General features: G+C 61.4%; 16 protein-coding genes and 1 pseudogene. 7 read left to right on the top strand and 10 right to left on the bottom strand.

Translation table 11 applies throughout. The features are described 5' to 3' along the window. The first annotated feature begins 12 nt into the window (after positions 1-12). Entirely contained in the window at positions 13-2172 is a 2160-nt protein-coding gene (locus J2R80_RS20260) for a N,N-dimethylformamidase beta subunit family domain-containing protein (RefSeq protein WP_253589678.1), read from the top strand. A gap of 185 nt (positions 2173-2357) precedes the next feature. Here the strand turns inward: J2R80_RS20260 and J2R80_RS20255 are convergent, their stop codons facing one another. Continuing rightward, positions 2358-3461 (bottom strand): MFS transporter, encoded by a 1104-nt coding sequence (locus J2R80_RS20255; protein ID WP_076834249.1) that lies wholly within the window; start codon positions 3459-3461, stop codon positions 2358-2360. A 169-nt stretch (positions 3462-3630) separates the two neighbouring features. Here J2R80_RS20255 and J2R80_RS20250 point away from each other — a divergent pair, with 169 nt between their 5' ends. Beyond that, on the top strand, positions 3631-4524 hold the full coding sequence (locus J2R80_RS20250) for a LysR substrate-binding domain-containing protein (RefSeq protein ID WP_076834251.1): 894 nt from the start codon (positions 3631-3633) through the stop codon (positions 4522-4524). Between the two features lie 1059 nt (positions 4525-5583). Then, the gene (locus tag J2R80_RS20245; RefSeq protein WP_244558998.1) at positions 5584-6894 is read left to right on the top strand and encodes a patatin-like phospholipase family protein; all 1311 of its coding nucleotides are present in this window, start codon (positions 5584-5586) and stop codon (positions 6892-6894) included. A gap of 69 nt (positions 6895-6963) precedes the next feature. Here J2R80_RS20245 and J2R80_RS20240 read toward each other — a convergent pair whose 3' ends face one another. The 4 genes from J2R80_RS20240 to nagA all read right to left on the bottom strand — a co-directional run bounded on the left by J2R80_RS20240 (position 6964) and on the right by nagA (position 12616). Then, positions 6964-10323, bottom strand: a complete 3360-nt coding sequence (locus tag J2R80_RS20240; RefSeq protein WP_253639281.1) for an adenylate/guanylate cyclase domain-containing protein — start codon at positions 10321-10323, stop codon at positions 6964-6966. 228 nt (positions 10324-10551) lie between these two features. Further along, positions 10552-10977, bottom strand: a complete 426-nt coding sequence (locus tag J2R80_RS20235; protein WP_253639280.1) for a DUF4440 domain-containing protein — start codon at positions 10975-10977, stop codon at positions 10552-10554. A 301-nt stretch (positions 10978-11278) separates the two neighbouring features. Next, positions 11279-11440 carry a hypothetical protein gene (locus tag J2R80_RS20230; protein ID WP_158074244.1) on the bottom strand — a complete coding sequence of 54 codons (162 nt, stop codon included), beginning with the start codon at positions 11438-11440 and terminating at the stop codon, positions 11279-11281. Beyond that, positions 11441-12616 carry an N-acetylglucosamine-6-phosphate deacetylase gene (gene nagA / locus J2R80_RS20225; RefSeq protein ID WP_076834254.1) on the bottom strand — a complete coding sequence of 392 codons (1176 nt, stop codon included), beginning with the start codon at positions 12614-12616 and terminating at the stop codon, positions 11441-11443. Between the two features lie 119 nt (positions 12617-12735). On the opposite strand from nagA, the gene J2R80_RS20220 reads away from it, so the two are divergent. From J2R80_RS20220 to J2R80_RS20205, 4 genes are all read left to right on the top strand, one after another. Next, entirely contained in the window at positions 12736-13662 is a 927-nt protein-coding gene (locus J2R80_RS20220; protein ID WP_253639279.1) for a BadF/BadG/BcrA/BcrD ATPase family protein, read from the top strand. Between the two features lie 31 nt (positions 13663-13693). After that, the gene (locus J2R80_RS20215) at positions 13694-14650 is read left to right on the top strand and encodes an N-acetylmuramic acid 6-phosphate etherase (protein ID WP_253639278.1); all 957 of its coding nucleotides are present in this window, start codon (positions 13694-13696) and stop codon (positions 14648-14650) included. Positions 14651-14661: 11 nt separating this feature from the next. Then, complete coding sequence (locus J2R80_RS20210) at positions 14662-15660, top strand: SIS domain-containing protein (protein ID WP_253589671.1); 999 nt, start codon at positions 14662-14664, stop codon at positions 15658-15660. Positions 15661-15732: 72 nt separating this feature from the next. Next, positions 15733-15900: a hypothetical protein gene (locus J2R80_RS20205; RefSeq protein ID WP_156436544.1), complete on the top strand. Its 168-nt coding sequence runs from the start codon at positions 15733-15735 to the stop codon at positions 15898-15900. 20 nt (positions 15901-15920) lie between these two features. On the opposite strand, the pseudogene tenA reads toward J2R80_RS20205, so the two are convergent. The 5 genes and pseudogenes from tenA to J2R80_RS20180 form a co-directional block, all read right to left on the bottom strand. Continuing rightward, positions 15921-16599: pseudogene (gene tenA / locus J2R80_RS20200) on the bottom strand (thiaminase II). A 723-nt stretch (positions 16600-17322) separates the two neighbouring features. After that, positions 17323-18105 carry a C13 family peptidase gene (locus tag J2R80_RS20195; RefSeq protein WP_244559000.1) on the bottom strand — a complete coding sequence of 261 codons (783 nt, stop codon included), beginning with the start codon at positions 18103-18105 and terminating at the stop codon, positions 17323-17325. Positions 18106-18245: 140 nt separating this feature from the next. Next, positions 18246-19013 (bottom strand): DeoR/GlpR family DNA-binding transcription regulator, encoded by a 768-nt coding sequence (locus tag J2R80_RS20190; protein WP_076834264.1) that lies wholly within the window; start codon positions 19011-19013, stop codon positions 18246-18248. Positions 19014-19164: 151 nt separating this feature from the next. Then, positions 19165-20163: a 4-hydroxythreonine-4-phosphate dehydrogenase PdxA gene (gene pdxA / locus J2R80_RS20185; protein ID WP_057020626.1), complete on the bottom strand. Its 999-nt coding sequence runs from the start codon at positions 20161-20163 to the stop codon at positions 19165-19167. Continuing rightward, entirely contained in the window at positions 20160-21467 is a 1308-nt protein-coding gene (locus J2R80_RS20180; RefSeq protein ID WP_083715223.1) for a four-carbon acid sugar kinase family protein, read from the bottom strand. The genes pdxA and J2R80_RS20180 overlap by 4 nt, the downstream gene beginning before the upstream one ends. Positions 21468-21488: the final 21 nt, after the last annotated feature.

Below are 21488 nucleotides of genomic sequence, written 5' to 3'. Positions count from 1 at the left end.
GGGCGGCGTCAGATGGATATCCAGGCTTATTTCGAGGAGTGGTCCTGCGAGCCCGGCGATGTCGTCCGGCTCGCGATCAGCACGCCGCACGCCACCGTCCGCGCAAGCCTCGTGCGACTGGTCTCGGGTCCCGGGCGCGACGAAGCGATCGAGGGCAAGGTGGTCGATTTCTCGTCGGTGCTCGACCGCACCGTTTCCGGCGGCGTGCAATCCACGGTGGTCGGCTCGCACGCCGAATTTCCGCTTCCCTCACCGATCAACGATGCGGCGATCAGCGTCCATTGCTGGGCATGGCCGACCGTCCCCGAGCGGAGCGCGCCCCAGGCCATCTGGTCGATTGGCGACGTCGCGCTCGTCATCATCTCAGGCGGTCTTGCGCTTCGAATGGGCAGCGCAACGCTCGCAGTCTTGCCGGATGCGATCATCGCCAAACACTGGTATTCGATCCTGACTACCATCGGCGACGGCGAGGTCTGCATCGACCTCAGGCGTCTTGATGCCAAGGTTGGGGCACAACGCACGCTCCGCGCGGCAACCGGCGCGACGGCAAATGCGGCAACGCTCCTGCTCGCGGCGGCCGGCATCGGCCGGTCCGGGTCGCCGCTGGAGCCATATAATGGCAAGATCGACTCGCCAACGCTGTACCTCGCGAAGCCATCCGCCGAGATGATCGCCGCATGGCACGCGGGGAAGACTTCCACGCAGCCGGCATGGGCAGCATGGAAACTCGGCAGGGACTTCGCGTCGGAGACGATTGAGCCGGACGCTGGAGGCGAACAGGGGCACCTTGTCAACGGCGTCGAGCGCGGTGTGACCGGACGTAACTGGGACGGGCGAAGCGACTCCTTCGTCGAAGTTCCCGAGCAGTACTGTGCGCTGCAATTCCACGACGACGACATGGTGGATGCCGGCTGGAGGTATAATCTCGAATTCCGCCTGCCGGAGGACCTTCAAAGCGGAGTCTACGCAGTTCGGCTCGAGGCCGGCGGACGCCGCAATCATTTTCCGCTGTTTGTCAGACCGGTCCTGGGCACCTCGGCACCCGTGCTGTTCCTGGTGCCGACCAACACCTATCTGGCCTATGCGAACGACCACCTGGCTTCGCTCGATTTCTCATCGGTGATGCCTCATGACAAGGTGGTGCCCGAGGACGAACAGTACCTGTTCTCACATCCCGAGCCGGGCCGCTCCTGCTACGATACCCATGCCGACGGAACGCCGGTTCGCTATTCGGGCCGCAGACGGCCGCTGTTCAACGTCCGCCCTGGTTTTCCGAACTGGCTAACGGGCTCATACCGTCACTTTCCCGTCGACATGTACATCGTCGAATGGCTGGAGCACCTCGGCATCGAATATCATGTCGCAACCGACGAGGATTTCGAACGTGGCGGCCGCAACCTGGCCGACCGGTACGCGGCGATCGTCACGGGCTCGCACCCGGAATACTGGACACGAACCGGCCTCGATATCCTCGACGGATACCTGCATGACGGCGGACGGGTCATGTATCTTGGCGGCAACGGCTTCTACTGGGTAACGAGCCGGCTCGGTGCAAAGCCCTGGGTCATCGAGGTGCGCCGCGACAACAGCGGCACGCGCTGCTGGGATGCCCCCTATGGCGAACGGACCCATGTTGCGACGACTGAAGCCGGCGGCATCTGGCGCACGCGCGGCCGCGCCCCGAACAAGATGCTGGGCGTGGGCTTCGCATCGGAGGGATGGTCGAAGGGCTGCGGCTATCGGCGTCTGGAGGCGAGCTACAATTCGCCCGCCGCGAAATTGTTCGACGGCATCACTGAGGAAATCGTCGGCGATTACGGCTATGTGCTGGGTGGAGCGGTGGGAGACGAGGTCGACAGGTACGACGTTACGCTCGGAAGTCCCGAGCATGCCTATGTGCTCGGGACTTCGACCGGGCTTGGCAACGAGTATCAGCTCGTCATCGAGGATCTCACTCTTTCGCTCCCGGATCAGGGAGGCGCACAGCGGCCTGACGTGGTGAGATCGGACATGGTCCTGTTTCCGATCGATGGAGGCGGCTGGGTGTTTTCGGTCGGCTCCATCGCCTATGCCGGCGCCCTGGCCTGGGACGGCTGCGACAACGGTCTTTCGCGCCTGACGGCGAATATACTCAGGGCCTTCACCGGCAAGGAGCCGGTGCTCGGAGCATGAGACCGTCAGTGCGACTTCGCCCCCGAAACGAAAGGTCAACGACCCTCGTTCGGCCACGCATACGTTCTGGTCGCAGGATTGAGTGCAAGAAGATCAACATCTTACTGGATACTCGTTGTCCCCCAGCGCGGCGACCGCACAGATACGTGCTTCTTTTTCGTTCGCGCGCAAGTTCACAAAGGCGACTAGCATCGCATGGTGAAGCCGATCATCAGGCTCATGCCGCCCTGCAACAGGAAACCAAAGATCAGCACCCAGGCGGGGTCGGTCTGCTGCGAATACGCCAGCGCGAACACGCCACACCATAAGGCCGCAAACATGGTGCCGCGACGGCGTCCAATCCAGTCGGAGGTCAGCATGCCGACCAGCGGCCCGAGCGAACTGCCCAGCGCCATGACGGTCGCAAAGCTGAGCGACTTCGTGACACTCAGTCCCTGTTTGACGAAGAAGGTCGGCACCCAATAGGAGAAGCTGTAGGAACCGACCAGGCAGGTGATGCAAACCGCCATCGCGAGCAAGGTGCGGGTGACGACGCCGCGCGAGAACAGGATGGAGATCGGTACCCAGGCCGGCGCAGGCGCGGCCACTGATATCACCGGCGGGAGAGGCCCCGCCTTCGAGGCCTCAGCTTCGATATCCTGCATGATCTTTTCGGCTTCTTCATAACGGCCGCGCGCTTCGAGCCAGCGCGGCGACTCCGGAAGCTTGCGGCGCAGGAACCAGACCCATAATGCGCCGCAACCGCCGATCAGATACATCGGCCGCCATCCCAGTGCCGGAATGACGAATAGTCCGGTAAAATTCACAGCGAATGTCGATGCCATCGACACCACGCTGATCAGGCCAAGCGCCCATCCGCGCCGTTGCGGCGGCACAAACTCGCTGACCATGCCGTAACCGCAGACATATTCTGCGCCGATCCCTACTCCCATGAAGAAACGCATCGCCATCAGCCAGGTCATCGAGGGCGCGAGCATCGAGAGCAGGCACATGCTGCCGAAAATCAGAAGATTGAACTGATAGGCAAAACGCCGGCCGAACCGGTCACCGACCAACCCCGTCATCAGCGCGCCAATGGCGAGGCCGGCAAAGGTGATGGAAATGTAGTGGGCATTGGTCTCCATGTTCGACCAGCCCTCCTTAACGAGGGCGCCCAACACGCCGGCGGCCATCTGGTTGTCGAAACCGTCGAAGAACATCCCGAGGCCGATCAGGCTGAGAATCCGCCACTGGAATGCGCCCATCGGGAGCCGGTCAAGCCGGCCCGCGGCGTTAACGGGGGTGGTCATAGAAAGCGTTTCTCCCGCAAGTAGCGGCGTTCAGCGCCGCTTATGCGGGCAAAATAAGCGGGATGCTTTGGGCCGAGTATGCTAATTTACTCATCACGACGATGACTTATCTTCAGAGCAACACAGAGAATGCGGCGCGGACGCGATCAGCCCTCAGTGGGAGGCGCTGATGGCCCGAAAATTGCCCCCGCTGAATGCACTTCGCGTCTTCGAGGTCGCCTCCCGCTCCGAGAACTTCACCCACGCCGCCAAAATACTCAACGTCTCGCAGGGCGCCGTCAGCCGGCATACCGCCCAACTCGAAGCCTTCCTTGGCCTGCGCCTGTTCGTCCGTAATCAACGCGACGTCAAGCTGACGACGCAGGGCGAACAGTACGCGCAGGCCATTGCCGAAGCCTTTGATCGCATCGAACTCGCGACCCAGGTCAGCCGCCGGGACAAGCAGAATCGCGTGGTGCGGATATGGCTGTTTCCCACGGTGGCGATGAAATGGCTGGTCAAGCGGCTCGCGCGCTTCCATACCCTTTACCCAAGCATCAATGTGCAGGTCACGATCGCCAACGATCTCGTCGATGTGAGCGCTGGCGAGGTGGACTTCACCATTCAGACTCCCGCCATTCCAAAGCCCGGCGTGCGTTACGACACGCTGTTTCCGATCGAGCTGCTGCCGGTTTGTAGCCCCGCCGAATTCAACAAGCATCCACCCGTGCACGATTCACGAGAGCTGCTCGACCGTACGTTACGTCATTCAATGAAGCGCCCGCACGATTGGCGGATCTGGTTTGAGGCGGCGGACGTCACACCCGGGAGCTTTCGCGAAGGACTGTCGTTCGGCAATTCCTCGCTAGCCTATCAAGCGGCGATCGACGGGCTCGGCATCGCGGTGGCGCATCTGGAACTGGTCCAGGACGATCTCAAAGCGGGGCGACTATTGGTGATCCATCCGCTGGTGGTACGAACCGCCGAAAGTTACCACCTCGTCGGCCGCGAAACCGACGTTGGCAGGCCGGAGATTGCTGCATTCCGCGACTGGCTGCTGTCCGAAACCAGGACACAGAATTGACGTTTCTCGATCGGCAAGATCTTGTTCTGCTATTGTCAAATCAGCATCGCTGCGAGCTCGCCGACGGCGCTTGGATCGCCATTTGCCTTGGCGACGCACTTCAGGTGTCACGTTGCTCTAGTCTAGGCAGGGATTTCCTCTCGAAATCCCGGCTTATTTTGTTCGTCAGGCCTATACACGTATCGAGCTGGGCATCTGCCAGAAGCGAAGGCGGCTGATCCGCGAAGGTTAGGGGGGATCTCGCCACGCCTTGGCGCTGATGTTTTATTGCTTCTACATCAATGGCTAGGTGAATGATCCGGCCGGCCGAGGAATTCGGAGTCACCGGGAACAGTCTGGCCAACGTCTGCGACAGGCTGGACGTGCTTTATCTTCCGCGCGGCCCCTCGGCCAAAGAAGTAAGCCGGAAGCCGGTCGTCATACTGTCATACTTGAGCTTTCACCTCGACGGGACGGGATCGCAAACACGGCAGATAAGGGAGGTATCTCTTTTTCCCCTGGCGTCGAACCAACCGACCACTGCTTGCTACGCCGAACACGACCCGTCTGTCTGAAGAGATGGAGCTTGCCATGCGGCGCATTCGGCCTGCCCATCGTATAGAGTGGCCTATAAATCCGACGGCCTCATGTGACTGGTGACTACGTCCGCTTTGCTCCTATAGCGACCAGGTTCGTGCGGCAGCGCAATATGTCGCGATGGGCCAGAAGCGAAAGCCACAATTGGACAACATCTCCCCTACTAACGTCAGCGATAAATATCTTCCGTGAATTGGTTCACAAATGGGCGGGCCAGACCGCGATATGCTTGCTCGAGCTCTTGGCCGGCGTGCGCCCAGTGCGATCAGCAGGCTCGAGAAGGCGCCGAACCTCGACGTCCACCGTTCCGTCGCACGTATTGTGTTTCGCAACGCTGCGATCAATGAGTTGTCGAGTTGGATTCAACGGCATTCGGTGCGGCCGAAAGCCCGCGGACCCAGCGAACGACCAGTCTTTTACTTTTACGCGGTTCAGAAACTTGATCAGAGAATAAGCCATGCAAAAAATTTGATGGAGGAACCAATGGTGAAGAGGGCGATTACGCTCGGCGGTGGTGGTCCGGCGGCAGGGCTGCACATTGGAGTTCTGGAAGCTCTTGCCAACGCAGGTGTAACCTTTGACGTGTGGGCATTGTCCTGCATCGGCGCCTGGGTTGGGATCGTCTACAATCAGTTTGACAACGTTGACAATAAAGACAGGGCGAAACAGACCCATCAATTCTTCAAGAATGGCGTGTTTCGAGACGACGAAAGCTATAGGCGCTTTCCCATAAATACGGTGTTCGGCCCGGATTGGGAAAGCATCGGCAAGGCTCTGACCAACTTCGTCGCAGATCCCAATACCTATAAGGATTTGTGGGACCCAAACAGGGTCGCGAATGCCTTCAGGGACTCCATGTCGCTCTGGTTCGCTCAACAGCCCGACACGGACGGCGGGAAGAAGTTCACGAGCCCGGATGAGGGAGACGTAAACAGATGGGTTCTTAATCAGGTGCTGGCACCAAATCCTTTCGTTCGTTACCTAACGTCAATGATGTATCTGTCCCAAGTCACCGGCCTCTCCAGGATTAACTATCCACACAGCCAGTTTATGAAGAGCATAAATTTCGACGCGCTGGGAAGACCCGAAAAGCCATTCATATTCCACAACGCCTGGAATCTCGATGAGCATAAACTCGCGTTGTTTTCCAACCGCCCGATGCCCAAGAAGGTTGATGAGAACAAGAAGGTCGACGGGAAAGAGTACAAAGTGCCTATCAGCGCATCCAGCTTATGTGCGTGTTCAGCCCTTCCCTTCGTGGAAGAAACCGTAGAGATCGACGGAGTTACCTACTGCGAAGGAGCGCTGGTCGATACGGTCAACTTCGAGAGCTTGCTCCAGGAGCATCATAAGCCGGGCGATGAGCTGGACGAGATATGGGTGAGCAGGATCGTCGATTCAAAGCAAGTCCGCAAACCGGAAAACCTTCACGATGCCCTGGCCAATCTCTGCCAATTGTTCGCAGCGACCGTTGGCGAAGATGACGTCAAGCTCTTCAAATACCACGTGCGGTACGACAAGCCAAAATCCGAAGAGCATCCGTGGAAGGGCACGATCGTCGAGATTCATGTGCCGGGGCACATCAGTTTCAAATGGAACCACAGCAACCTGGACAGCGGGAGACAGTTGGGAAGGATCGCTGCTGAACAAGCAATCAAGGCATACTACGAACACGGAAAACGTCCGCCGCATGACGGGCCACATTTCATAAATGAGAATCCTGCGGAAAGCGATGAGGCGGGATGGCGAGAGGTTAAGGAGGCATATCACGAATGTCGAAGGCGGGCTGCGTAACGGCAAGGTAAAGCAGCCTTGAGGCCGACCTGCTGAGCCAAGCTCCAATATCCGCAAGTCGAGGCGCAATTACTGCAGTCGGTCGAGTAATGCCTTTGCCTGCTTCAGATCCTGCGTTTCAAGACCCTCGACGAACCAGCCGTAGATGGGCACGAGCTGGTCGAGCGCTTCGCTGGTTCTGCCCTGATCGATCCACAAGTTGGCGAGGTCTACTGCTACTCGAAGTTCAAGGGCCTTGGCGCGCTGACTTTTTGCAGTTGTCAATGCGTGATCGAGCAGTGATCGTGCATCGGTGCTGGCCTCCGGTGCATCGCGGACGAGCAATACGCGCGCCTTCAATCGATACAGCTCGGCCTCAAATATCCGTTCGCTATTGCGGCCGGTTGTAGCGAGACCCTGCTCAATCAGTTCGAGCGCGGCTTCGCTTTGATGGCTCGACAACAAAGCGGCACTCAGGAGCACATACAGTGCTGTGATGCCAAGCTGATAGCCCGCGCCGCGATATTCGTTCATCGCCGTACGGATTTCCTCGAGCGCGGCGGACGAAGGATCAAGGAAGGTGGCGCTTATCCCCCGGATGGCGCGAGCCAATCCTCGCCACTGCCGGAATCCGAGTTCTTCCGACAAGGCGAGACAACGATCGGCATAACGGTGTGCCTTTCGGAAGTCACCCCGAAGAGCGTGGAGAATGGATGCATAATAGCATCCATAGGCCTGCGAATGCGGATGACTGATGACGTCGGCACGCTGAAGGGCGGCATTTACACGCGCGAGTGCCGTATCAGCACGGCCCTGCAGCCAGAGCGCCCATGACATCAGAGCCAGGTCGGCCACACCCGCATCCTGGCCGGCAGCACGCGCCGCCAATCTGTCATGCTCGCTGCTCGCTTCGAACGCTTCGAAGGCCCGTTCGATCACCTCCTGGGCACCTACGAGATTTCCCATGAAAAGGCGTATCATCCCTTGCCCACGCATCGCGTTGAGCAACGTTGGTCGATCACCCCGACCCTCCGCAAGATCGAGCAACACCGAGATCATTTCCTCGGCGACCGGCAACTCGCCGCGAATGACGCTCGCGGTGGTCAACCAAAACATGATTTGTAGTCGCTCGGGGGGATCTCCGAGCCGCTGGCACAGCTCGCGCGCTCGCGCAAAGGTCGCCACCGCCTGGGGCGAGGCCGGCCCCTGGGTGGCAATGAGGCAGGGCCCGAGCGCGTACTGGAAATCAAGCTCCAGCCGGTCTTTAAGCGCACCGTCGGCCAAATGGGCCGAGACCTCAATGCCTTTGCGCAAGTGTGCGATCGCTTCGAGGTTGGCGGAGCGCATGGCCGCTTTCTTGCCTGCCTGGAGCCAATATTCTCCCGCCTTTTCGAACAATCCCGCCTCGGTAAGGTGGAGTGCGAGAGTCTCGGGTTGAGACTCCACAATTTCCGGGAATCGTTGCTCGAAAGCGTTGGCGACGGCGGCATGCAGCGCTGCGCGTCGGCTCTTCAGAAGTCCCGCTTCGGCAGCGTCCCGCACGAGCGCATGCTTGAAGGTGTAGACCGCCCGGGGTATCTCGCCTCGGCAGAATATCAACTCCGCCTGAACCAACTGGGCAAGCGCCTCCTCAAGCCGTTGCCTTGGCAGCTTGGCGACCACGCTCAGCAGTTCGTACGAGAACTCGCGCCCCACAACGGCGCCGATCTGAGCAACTTCCTTCACGGGGGCCAATCGGTCGAGCCTAGCCATCAGCGATGCGTTCAATGTCGTTGGAATCGCCAACGAGGGTAGCGGACCGCTGACCACGTAATGGTCGTCTCGCTCCTGCAGCAAGCCGGTTTCGAGCACCGCCTTGGTCAGTTCCTCGACGAACAGGGGCACGCCGTCGGTGCGAGCGAGGATTTGGTCCAAGACCTCCTCTGGGAGCGTCTTGCCTGCCGTGACGCGCTCGATCAAGGCCGCCCCGTTGCGCCGGTTCAGCCGTGTAAGCGAGACGGTCGTCACATGTGCATGACCAGGCCAGGGCGGCGTGAACTCTGGTCTCGCGGTGATGAGCAGCAGCACTCGGAGTCGTGGTACCTTTTCCAGTGTAATCGTGAGCAGCTCCATCGAAGTCGGGTCCGACCAATGGGCATCCTCAAAGATGATGAACACTGGCTGCCGCGCCGCCAACACTTCGAGCTGAGCCGAGAATGCCGCCAACGTCATCTCCTTGCGTTTCTGCGGACTGAGCTCGGGCAGCTGGTAGCGGTCACTGACCGGTAGCGACAGAAGGTTTGCTAGAGCCGGCACCACACGATCTGCGTCGGCGCCAGACCGCAACAGCAGAGCTTCAAGCTTGGCAAACTTCTCCGTCGGCGCTTCACCTCTTTCGAAACGGGCAGCACGTTCGAGATTGTCGATGAACGGATACAACGCACTGTTGGTATGGTGCGCCGAGCAGAAATGGCGGACCGTAATGTGTGGTTCCGCTTGGAGCCGTTCTTGAAGCGCCAGCGCGATGTGCGACTTACCGATACCTGGCTCTCCAGTTAGAACCACTACGCAACCTTCGCCCGAAGAGGCGTGCTGCCAGCGCCGCAACAGCAGCTCGATCTCCTCGTCTCGCCCGATCAAGGGCGTCAATCGAGTCCTGTGCTGAGCCTCAAAGCGGCTTTCGACTCCAGTCGTCCCGAGCACCTGCCAGGCAGGTATTGGCTCCGCCCATCCTTTCAGCGCGATCGAGCCAAGATCGCAGTATTCGAAATATCCTTCGGTGAGCTGGCGCGTACTCTCGGAGATCAGCACCGTACCGGGCTCGGCGAACTGCTGCAGACGAGCAGCCAGATTCGGTGTCTCACCGATCACCGCCTGCTCCTTGGCGGCGCCTTCGCCGATCAGATCGCCCACGACGACCATACCGGTAGCGATGCCAACGCGAACCTGCAGCTTGGTGCCGATATCTGTCTGAAGGTTGGCCACGGCATCGACCAGTGACAGCCCCGCACGTGTCGCCTGCTCGGCATCGTCCTCGTGCGCCAGGGGGTAGCCGAAATAGGCAAGCACGCCATCCCCCATGTAGCGCGCGATAACGCCCTCACTCCGGGCGATAACCTCAGCGATGCAGGCGTGATAGTCGCCGATTATCGAGCGCAAGTCCTCCGGGTCCAGCCGGGCCGAAAGTGCGGACGAGCCCACCAGATCGCAAAACATGACCGTGATTTGGCGCCGCTCGGCGCCGTCTCGCGGCGCTGGTTTGGCAGCCGCTTGGTCCGATGCAGCGACATCATCCTCAAGTGCCGCAATCGCGCGCAGCATCTTGCGCCGGTGCCCAAGCAGGACGCCGAGGTCCTTGAGGTCCTGCTCCGTGAGATCGCCGACGACCGAGAGGTCGATAGCGTTCTCTGCGAAACGATCGGCGTACTCTCCCAAACCGATCGATGCCAGCCACTCTGCAATACCTGTCATGGTATACCTATGGCCAATAGGGATAAGGGTAGCACATTGCAGAGACCTGCGAAGGCACATCTGCAAATGGAAGCACCGATCGCGAGACATCTCAGCCAGTTTAACACATTGGCTCCGGCGAAAGCTGGGCGCTGCCAAGCGATGCCATGGGGCCCCGATCGCGCGCGCCTTCGACCGTGCAATAGCCAACTCAACGTAAGCGCGAAGCACAGCTATGAACAGAGATGCCTAGTTGCCGTCGTTCCAGATGTCGGTGGTCAGCTTCCAATCATCGCCGACCTTCTCCCAAACCACGACATACTTTCCAGTCACATCCTTCGGTGTCGGTCCCTTGGTCTTGAGGGCGAACGTCCCAATCTCGCGCGCCGCGGTTGGACCAAGGGGCTTAACGTCAAGGGTTGCGAGCTTCGGATCGCCAACTTGTTCCGCCATGCTTTTCCACATTACCTCGATGGCTGATCGGCCGTGAACCATCGCGGTACCTGGCGGGAATGCGGTCGCATCCGTGCTGTAGAGTGACGCAACTCCCGAGAAGTCGCCCTTGTTGAACAATTCAATCCATTTCGCATTGATGGCCTCGATCTCGGCTTTTTGAGCTAACGCCGGGGCGGTAAACGAGATCACGAATGCAATCATCAAGGCTATGCTACGCATGATCATCTCCAAATATGTTCGATGCGAATGCAGGGCGGACGTTGACTTGACAAGAACCGGGTGCGTTGAATGAGGTATCCCAGACCGGGTTTGGCGCGCCAGCAATTCCGGGGAATTACCGTCAGCAACATTGACTAACCAGCGCAACGCGCGCCTTATGGTAGCAAGTGACTTCGCGCAATTTCTCACCAATTCTCAAGCCGGATGCTCGGCCCGTGTGAAGCCAATAGCGACGTCGCATCCCCGCTCTGGAATTATGGTGCGCTCGGAGGGCGTTCGCATTTGCTGCGATTGCAACAGCTTACTTGGAAGGATGAAGGGACAAGGCGCATTTTTCCCGGTCAGAGGTGCCTTTCCCACTGCCGTGCAGGTCGGCGAGACTGCGCGCAACCGCGCGAATCTTCGCCAGTGTTTCAAGGCAGGCACCACCGTATTTCTGCACGACGATGGGCTGGTTGCGCATCTAACCTCGCTCGGAAGCCTTGTTCGCCTCGCCCATCGAACCAACACCGCCTATCCATGTACCAATGACCTCAAAGTTCGGATTAAAGGCGACAAGATCCGCGCGGTATCCGGGCGCGATCCGTCCAAGCTCGGACCCAAGGCCTAGAAATGCCGCGGGCGTCCGGGAAGCCATGATAAGAGCATCGACAAGGGAGATTCCGATAAGCGCAACAGCGTTGCGCACCGCCTCGATCATGGTGAGGTGAGCGCCCGCGAGCGTGCCATCCCGGTCAGTCAGGCGATTGTCGTGCAACGTGATCTCCCTTCCCTGTAGCAGGAATTGCCGGTCGCTCGTGCCCGCCAATGGCATGGCATCGGTAACCAGCATCAATCGATCGCGTCCCTTGCAGCGCAAGGCAACACGCAAGCCGACGCGGTCAACGTGGATGCCGTCGCAGATGATCCCTGCAAACAACCGGTCATCTCCCAGCGCGGCGCCCACCAAGCCCGGCTCTCGGGCGTTCAACTGCGACATGGCATTGAACAGATGGGTCACCCCCGAGACACCGCGATCGACCGCCTGCCCGATTTCGGCTGCGGTGGCGTCGCTGTGGCCGGCCGCGATACGCAATCCGGCGCCGATCAATTCATCGATCATGGACGCGGGCACGCATTCCGGGGCCAAGGTCACCATGGAGCGACCGCGGTCCCCGAAGCTTTTGATGGCGGCGAGATCGCGCCGATCGGGCACGCGTATCTCGGCTTCCGGATGAATGCCCTTGCGAGATCTGTTGAGGGCCGGACCTTCCAGATGAAAGCCGAGCACGCCAGGAATTTCGAGGCACGCCTGAGCTGCTACAGCCAATCGTTCGATGACCTCGCTTCGATCGGTGATGAGGGTTGGCAAACAGCCCGTGGTGCCGGCCTTGCGGTGCGCCTCGACGATGCGGCGAACGCCGGCCTCCGTTGGCTGGTCGTTGAGAAGAACGCCGCCGCCTCCGTTCACCTGAACATCGACGAATCCGGGTGCAAGTATCGCATCTCGGGGAAGGTGGATCGAGGCGCGCGCTTCCTCGGTAATGCCTTCGATCCGCCCCTGCGATATTCTGACCAACCCCGGCCCGCGCATGTCGGCACCGTCAAAGATGTGCTGCGCAGCAATCGAGAAAACCACGGAAGACCCAGCTTGGCCCATAAGTGCTGATCCGAGAATGGCAATCACGGACTCGTGAGGCGAGTCCCGTGTTGTACAGGTCCCAATATGTACACAACGGGCTTCAGGGACCCGGAGCTAAATCCTTGCGTTAACTTCTCATGGAAACAAAAGGTACCACCTATCTCGGCATCGATGGGGGCGGAACCCGCTGCCGCGCCCGGATCGAGGACGAAAACGGCAGGGTACTCGGTGAAGCGAGCTCGGGGCCTGCCACGACCCGGATTGGCTTCGACAGGGCCTGGCGGTCCATCATGGAGGCCACCGAAGCGGCGGCCGCACAGTCCGAACTGACGCGCGAGGATTTCGCGCGGATGCACGCCGGAATTGGCCTCGCCGGCATTGGTCGCCGGGGCGCGGAAGCGGCGCTCAAAGAGATCCCGCATCCCTTTGCGTCCGTTATCTTCATCAGCGATGGCCTAGCTGCCTGTCTCGGCGCCCATAGCGGCGCGGACGGGGCCATCGTGGTGGCCGGCACGGGCTCGGTGGGTGTCGGCCTGATTGGCGGCAGCGAGATCCGCATCGCCGGTTACGGCTTCCCAGTCTCGGACGAAGGCAGCGGCGCCGACATTGGCCTGCAGGTCGTTCGACTGGCGCTGCGGGCCGCGGATCGCCGCGGCGAGCTGACACCATTGCTTGCAGAGGTGCTGGGCGCATTCGATCAAGATCCTTATCAGGCCGTGGCGTGGTCTGAAGAAGCCCGGGCCACCGACTACGCCGCGTTCGCGCCGACCGTGATGCGGCATGCCAATCAGGGCGATCCGGTCGGCCGCCGCATTGTCGAACGCGCGGCCGATGCCATTGGCGATCTGCTTGATCTGTTCCTGGCTAAAGGAATTGACCGGCTCGCGCTGGTGGGCGGGCTCGCGGATGCGATTACGCCCTGGCTAACCCCTGACCTGCGCGCCCGCCTGAGGCGTCCTGACGCCGACGCAGCGGCCGGCGCGCTGCTTGTGGCCCGAGGGCGGCTCGACCTGCGCAAGCTGGACCCGCCCAAGAGAGAAACTGACCATGAACAGGCTTCGTAGTTCCGCGTTTGATGGTGCTTGGATCACCGATATGGCCACCGAAGAAGTCGATCCCAGATTTACCGACCTTGATGCATGGTCGCTGACGTCAGCGATGGAAGCGATGTGGGAGGGCCAGCTTGCGGCGGTCGCCGCGATCGGCCATGCCCTTCCCGCGATCACCGCGGCAGCCGAAGCGGCCAAGACGGTGCTGGGCGACCGCGGACGCATTGTATATGTCGGCGCGGGCACGTCAGGCCGCGTGGCGGTCCAGGACGGCGCCGAGCTGACGCCGACCTTCGCTTGGCCCCGCGAGCGCGTTCGCTTCGTCGTTGCCGGCGGTGACAGCGCGTTCGTCACCAGCATCGAGGGCGCGGAGGACGATGTCGATGATGCAGTCACGCAGATCAGCGCCGCACGGCTCACGCCGCACGACGTGGTGATTGCGGTAGCCGCCAGCGGCACAACGCCGTTCACGGTCGCGGCGCTGCAGCAGGCAGGGTCTTTCGATGCAGTAACGATTGGTGTCGCCAACAATCCCGGCACCGCACTGCTGGCATTGGCAAAGTTTCCGATCCTGGTCGAGACCGGCCGAGAGCTGATCGCCGGCTCCACGCGGATGAAGGCGGGCACCGCGCAGAAGGTCGTGCTCAACCTGATCTCCTCGGGGATCATGCTGCGCCTTGGCCGGGTATATCGCGGCATGATGGTGAACATGCCGCCGACCAATGCCAAGCTGAAGCGGCGCGCCGAGGCCATGGTGGCGCAAATCGCGCGCTGTAATCCGTCGCACGCGGCACGCTCGCTCGAGCAGGCCGAGGGAGACATCAAGATTGCAGTCCTTCTGGCGCTCGGTGTCGACAGGGTTGATGCGAAGACCGTTCTGGAGAACTGTGACGGCAATCTTCGGCAAGTGTTTGTCGAGCTTGCCAAGAATCGTGACTCGCATGGTGACCGACTCCCAAAGGGAGCGGCGGGACGCGGCCGAGGCGGAGTGGTTGAGCCGTGACGATATCCGCGATGGCGAGCGAAATCGGGGAAAGCGCGGATGTTGTCGCTAACATTGTTCGCAGCCGACCCGCCCTGCGCGACATCGCACAGCGGATTGGGATTGACTCCGCCCCTTTGTGCGTCGTGTGTGGTCGGGGAAGCTCCGGGCATGCCGGGGTTTTCTTGAGATATCTTGTCGAGACGCGGCTTCGCCTTCCCGTTTCAGCAAGTGCTCCCTCGGTGATCACGGCATTTCGCACACCTTTGATGCTCCGCGATGCGCTGTTCATCGTAATCTCGCAATCGGGGCGCAGCCCGGATCTCGTCGCAGCGACCAGATCGGCACGAGCCTCGGGCGCACGCACGATTGCCATCGTCAATGCGACGTCGTCGCCGGTGGCTGACGAAGCGGAATTCGTCGTTCCGATCGAAGCCGGCCAAGAACACTCCGTAGCGGCCACGAAGACCGTGATCGGCTCGATGGCCGCCAGTGCCGGACTGGTTGCCGAGCTGGCGCAAGATCGTGCGCTGCGGTCAGCCCTCGACCGGCTGCCCGAGCGCCTGCACCGCGCGCTGGCGCTCGACTGGTCGGAGATTGCCGATGATCTCGTCGAGGCATCAGCCGTGTTTGTGGCGGCTCGGGGCCTGGGCCTGGGCTCGGCGAGGGAGATCGCGCTCAAGCTTTCGGAAATCATGCGCCTGCCCTCCATCGGACTGAGCGCCGCCGAGTTGCAGCATGGGCCACGTGCCGCGTTATCGTCGCGCACGCCAGTTGTCATGATGCGCCTCATGGATGAAACGGCGGCCACGGTGGACGCACTGGCAGAGGAATTGCGCGAGCAAAAGATCGCGCTGCATCTCTGCGGCGGACCGCATGGCTCGCTGCCTTGGTTGGTCGAGGATGACCCCGCCACCGACCCGATCACCATGCTCGTTCCGGCCTACCGGATGATCGAGCAGGCGGCATGCGCGCGCGGATTTGACCCGGATCGTCCCCCTCGCCTGAGCAAGGTTACCGAGACGTTTTGACTGATCGCTGGCTGGCGACCAAAGCGGGAGCGACATCATCAAAACGTAACAAACGCGAGCAGAAGCGACCGAATGCGCGGCAAAGGCGACGAAGCTGATCGCTATTCTGCCGCTCATAACGGTCTGGTTGCAGGTTCGAGTCCTGCCGGACCCACCAAAATCATCAAAGAGAGCCCAATTGAGACCAAATCTGCGGATAGCTTTGCCAACAAATTCGAACCGATGACCTTCAGGTTATAAGCATGACAGTTTCCGAAGCGCTATTCGACACGCTGGCCCGCGCGCCAGCCCATCTCCCAGAAGTCTGCCTCGAGACGAGTAGCTTCCTTGAAGATCGCAATCAGCTCTGCCTCGCGGGCCGGGGTGGCGTAGAGATCAGCGAGATGTTCCAAGTGTGCTCCCGCTTTCGCCGCGACCTCTTGGTATGGCGCACCAGCGTACTCGGCAATCCACACGCGATAGGGGTTCGTCGCAGCGTTCGCATCGGGTTGGGCAGCCAGCCGCTTCGCGATCTCCGCGTACCCGATCACGCATGGGGCCAGCGCCACCTTGAGTGCCAGCAGATCGCCGCGCATTCCAGCATCCAGCACGTAGCGAGTATAGGCTAGCATCTCGGCCGCCGGAGGGGTCTGTTCAAGGTCGCTTGGGGACAGACAGACCCCAACCGGCACAGAGTGTCACATGAAGGTTCATCTCGACATCAAGGATGGCCGAAAGACCGGCCGCTGCTTCACGCATGTCGGCAAGCTTGGGCGATTTGTAGACCGAGAGCGCGTAGGCGCGCGCGAACTCGGTGAGGAACAAGTAATCCTGAGCAAGATAATAACGAAATGCCGGTTCGGCGAGCGAGCCGTCTGCCAATCCGTTCGTGAAGGGATGCTCGGTGTAGGCGCGCCACTCAGCAGATGCCTCTGTCTTTAGACGCTCCCAGAAACTCACGTTATGTTTCGCCTGGCTTGTCATGAACCGCTTTTGATTCCTTCCCATAGCCTGCATTATGAGGCTGACCTTGGCCAGCCGCGGCGATCTGCCGGCGCGCTGCCGTATGGAGGTCGCTTGCCGTCGATCGCTGGGCTTGAGTGCGTTCTCACGTTATCACCTACAGAACGCAACGTCCTGGTCCAAGATTCGACTACTGACAATCCGTACCAGTTTCGCGCCAATAACAACTCGCACGAAGGGCGGCGAACGTGGTCGAATTCGACGAAAAGGCAGGAAACTTAACAGCGGCGACGATTGTCCCACCGCTCATAACGGTCTGGTTGCAGGTTCGAGTCCTGCCGGGCCCACCAATGAGATCAATAGACTTACTTCGTTCTCGTTGCCCGCAGCGCGACGACCGCACCAGAAACCGCACCAGATACGTGCTGTTTTCGTTCACACCAAAGTTCGCAACGGCGTCAGGCAAGCTCACCTGCTAAATGAGTGAACGTGACAGTGCCATCCACGATCCTCGCCTTCGGCCGACGGAGAGGCACCGACAGAAGCAGTCTCTCCCTTTGGCGGTGAAGTCGGCTATCTCCGGCAAAGCGGAAGTCAGCCATAACGCCAATCAAGTCCGCTAAGGGGCCCGTAGCAGACATGCGGCGCGATGCGGTGACCAGATCAACATGGACGAGGTTGACGGCACCCACCGGCGCCGGCCGCAAACGCGGCCGGTCCTCAAGGACGCGCAATGAGCAACGGCTGCACGTTTGCGCCGCCTGCCATCAGGGGATTCGACGGCTCGAAGCGAGCGCGCAGTTCTCGCTGCTGGACGAGCGAGCGTGCAACGACAAAGGCGTTCTTCAGGCTTCTGGCTTGCCGGAGTGCGATATTGAAAAAGGCGTTGCCGAAGTAGGTCCACTTGGCTTTGTCCCGACAGCCGAACGATGAATGGTCGGCATCGGCCGCGGTGATGACCAACGTATCGGGGTTCGCGAGACGAGGGATAAAGACCCCGGAATAACAGGCAGAGATGACCACCACCTTGTATCGCATGCCGGTCCGCGCCAACATGGCGGCGAGATGGGACGGCGTGAGCGTTTGCGTAAGCCGCCCGGCTTTGATTGCAAGCCCGTCGGGGGAGCCGTGCGAGGTGAGAATCAAGAACAGAACATCATTCTCGGCGTCCATCCCATTGGCCGCCGCCTGCAAGGACTTAGCCAGGCCTTCAATCGTTGCACCTCCGCCTTTCTTCGAATTGAATTGCACGTTGACTGGGCCGCTCCCGAAACGACCCGCTACGACCTGTGCTGCGCCGGTCGCCTCGCTTCTAAACACGCCCTGATCGCCGAAAAGGCCGAACGACACCACGCTCACCTTGCGAGCGTCCTCAACGGCGTGCACCGGCGAAGCCAACGGCGCGACGGTCAAAGCAAAAGCGACGAGCGGCGCGCCAAGCCGGCTGATCCAAGAGCCGATCCAAGTGCCGTTCCAAGAACCACTCCAAGACTTGCACGCCATGGCGAACCTCGTTTGGTGATCGCCACCTAGCATATGGCGATTCAAGTTGACGGCATTGCGCCCCGGTTCAGCGATTCCTTACCGCAACCCCGCCTCGGTCGATATTTTTCTCCGATCACGCGAAAAATTGCGATGCCGGCTCAGCGAACGCCGGCAACGATCACGCGCGCTCCCGCGTCGGCGAGACGCTTGCACTGCTCCTCAGATGCGCCGACATCAGTCACCAGAGTCCAGCGCGGCGGCAGCGGCGCCCAGGCCATCTGTTCGGCGCGGCCGAGCTTGCTGGCGTCGGCGAGAACGATGACTTCCTTCGACTGCTGCATCATCAGCGACTTCAGTGCGACCTGTTCGAGATCCGCTTCGCACAGGCCACGGCCATTCACCACGCCGTCGGCGCTCATGACGGCGCGGTCCGCGGTCATGCGCCGCAACGCCTCATTGGCGAGCGGCCCCATGGTGCTCATGCTGGTGGTGCGCAGCGCGCCGCCCAACACCACAAGCTCTATGCTCGGAGCCTTGGCGAAGAAGGGCAGCAGCGCAAGATTGTTGGTGATGATGCGCAGCCGCCGATGCTGCAGCAGTCGGCCGAAGGCTGCGACCGTCGAGCCGGCATCGAGAATCAGCGTGTCGCCATCCTCGATCAGATCGATCGCCGCGCGCGCGATCGCCTGCTTCTGTTTGCCCTGAACCGCGAGGCGCTGCTCGAGCGTTGTCTCGTTCGCGTGGGCGGTGAGAATGGCGCCGCCATAGGTGCGGCGCACGGCATTGTTCTTGGAAAGATGCTGCAAGTCGCGCCGCACGGTGGAAGCGGAAACGTCGAAGCGCCGCGCGAGATCGTCGACATCGATCTCTCCCGCGTTCAGTGCTTCCAACAGACGAGCGTGACGCTCCTTGCTGCGCATCGACATCGAACCTCAGCCCCCGGATTCATTGCCGTCAGCCGAGCTCGACCGTATCGGCTTCGCGGCACGGCCGATGCATACCACGATGTATCGACCGCGCAATGTCAGCGCTTAACGCGCATCTCGCTCCTCATCCTGAGGAGCCCGCGCAGCCCCCTCAAGCCGCCTTCTTCGGCGCGAGATCGACCGCCTGCCGCAGCGCTTCGATCAGGCTGCGCTCGTCGGCGATGCCCTTGCCGGCGATGTCGAAGGCGGTCCCGTGATCGACCGAGGTGCGGATCACCGGCAGACCAACAGTGATGTTCACACCGGCTTCCAGCCCCAGCACCTTGATGGGTCCATGGCCCTGATCGTGATACATCGCGACCACCATGTCGTAGTCGCCGCGGCCGGCCAGGAAGAACAGCGTGTCGGCAGGCAGGGGGCCGTGCACGTCCCAGCCCTTGCGCTGACAGGCTTCCACGGCCGGCGCGATCTTCGCGGCTTCCTCGCCGCGACCGAACAACCCGTTCTCGCCGGCATGCGGATTGATGGCGCAGACGCCGATCTTCGGATTGGCGACGCCGGCGCGCACCAGCACGTCATGCCCGCGTGCGATGACACGCTCGACGAGGCCGGGCTCGATCTTCTCGATCGCATCGAGCAGGCCGATATGCGTGGTCACGTGAATGACGCGGAGTTTCGGCGACACCAGCATCATCGATACTTCCGGCGTGCCGGTCAGATGCGCCAGGAGCTCGGTATGGCCGGGATATTTGTGGCCGGCCGCATGCAGCGCTTCCTTGGAAAGCGGCGCGGTGCAGATGCCCTGCGCGAGCCCTGCCTGCACCACCTGCACGGCTTTCTCGATGTAGCGATATGCCGCCTCACCTGCCGTCGCCGACACCTTGCCGAACGGCAGATCGTCCGGCACCAGCTTCAGGTCAACGCACTGCACGGCCTTCGACGCAAAATTCGCCTGCTTCGCGTCGCTCAACGCATCGACCTCAAGCGGCACGCCGACGATCTGACCGGCCTTGCGCAGACGGTTGGAGTCGCCGATCACCAGCGCATTGCAGATCGCCCGCACCTGCGGCTGCGCCAGCGCCTTCATGATCACCTCGGGCCCGATACCGGCCGGATCTCCCATGGTGATCGCAATGGTCGGACGAGTCATATGAAACTTCCTCTGGTTCGGACGGCGCGAAGCCGCTCGCTGATGCGGATGAGGCTGTTCTCGTCACCGAACGCGCCCGCTTTGGTGGCGATCGGAACAGACAATCGGCCAAGAGTAAGGCCGAGCGACACGCCCGGCTCGATTTCGTCGGCAAGACGGATACCGTTGACACCGAAGCGCGACAGCATCGCCGCGGCGGTTTCGCCGCCGGTCGCAGCGAAGGCGCCGATCGCGGGTGCGACGGCCTCAAGAGCGTCGGCGAGCCCCTTGGCGAGCTGCGGGCCGAGCGACATGTCGGGGTGATCATCCATCATGATCTCAACCAGTGTATCGCCGCCGCCGGCAAGTCGTTTCATCACGTCCGCGGCGAGCGCCGCCCGGCCGGCACCATCGTTGAGCAGCGTTTCCGGCGCGACCGGGAAATGCGCCACGGTGCCGGTCGCCTCCAGCTCTCGCGCGGCGGCGCGAGATGCGCCGGCGAGCGAGCCCACCACGATCAGGGTGCCGGATGCGCTCGTCGGAATGCGCAGCGGCTCGACGGCATGGCTGACTTCGAGGCCGGCCAGCGCATGCGCGAGGCCGGCGCTGCCGATGAAGAAGGTTGCGGGCGATGCATGCAGGCTCGCCTCCGCGATCAAACGCAGATCGTGTTCAGTCTCGGCGTCACAGGCCGCGACCACGTCGCCCTCCCAGGCGAGCCTCGCGAATGTGGCTTTGAGATCGCCACCGCGCACGGCAGCGAGCTTGACCTTCTCACCGCGAACGCCCGCGGTCGCGAGAACGTCGACAAGATCGGCATTCGGGTAGGTGTGGTCGCGGTGCCAGACCTCGGCCTCCTCGAGGGGGCGGCCTCTGACCAGGATACGCCCGTCGATGGTGGTCCGGCCGGTGGCCGGAAAGGCCGACGCGAACACGCCAAGGGCCGGACCCGACCGTGACTTGAGATGCGCAAGCGCGGCGGCAGTCTCCGCTGCAGGTTGCCCCCGCAGCGTCGAGTCAATCTTCTTGAAAAGAATACGTCCGTCTTCGCAAAGGCGCGCCAGCACATCGGCATGGCGGGCTGCAGCGGCCTCGGCCGAAAGGCCTCGACTCGCGGCATCGTAGGCCAGGACGGGCAGCTGGTAGCCCGACGCGTCGGTCACCTCACCCCACGTCACCGCAGCCGCACGCCCCCTTCTGCCGAAGGCGATCGCACAGTCCGCGGCACCGGTGAGATCGTCAGCGACGATCAGCCAGCTTTGGCTTGACGCGTTTTCTTGACGCGAACCGGTATCCACTTCGCTCGAAAACGCTTTAGGGGCCATCTTCAGCGACCTGCTTCAGTG

It is taken from the genome of Bradyrhizobium sp. USDA 4541, assembly GCF_024171085.1.
Taxonomy (GTDB): domain Bacteria; phylum Pseudomonadota; class Alphaproteobacteria; order Rhizobiales; family Xanthobacteraceae; genus Bradyrhizobium; species Bradyrhizobium australafricanum.
This window is presented reverse-complemented; position numbering and strand designations above follow the sequence as displayed.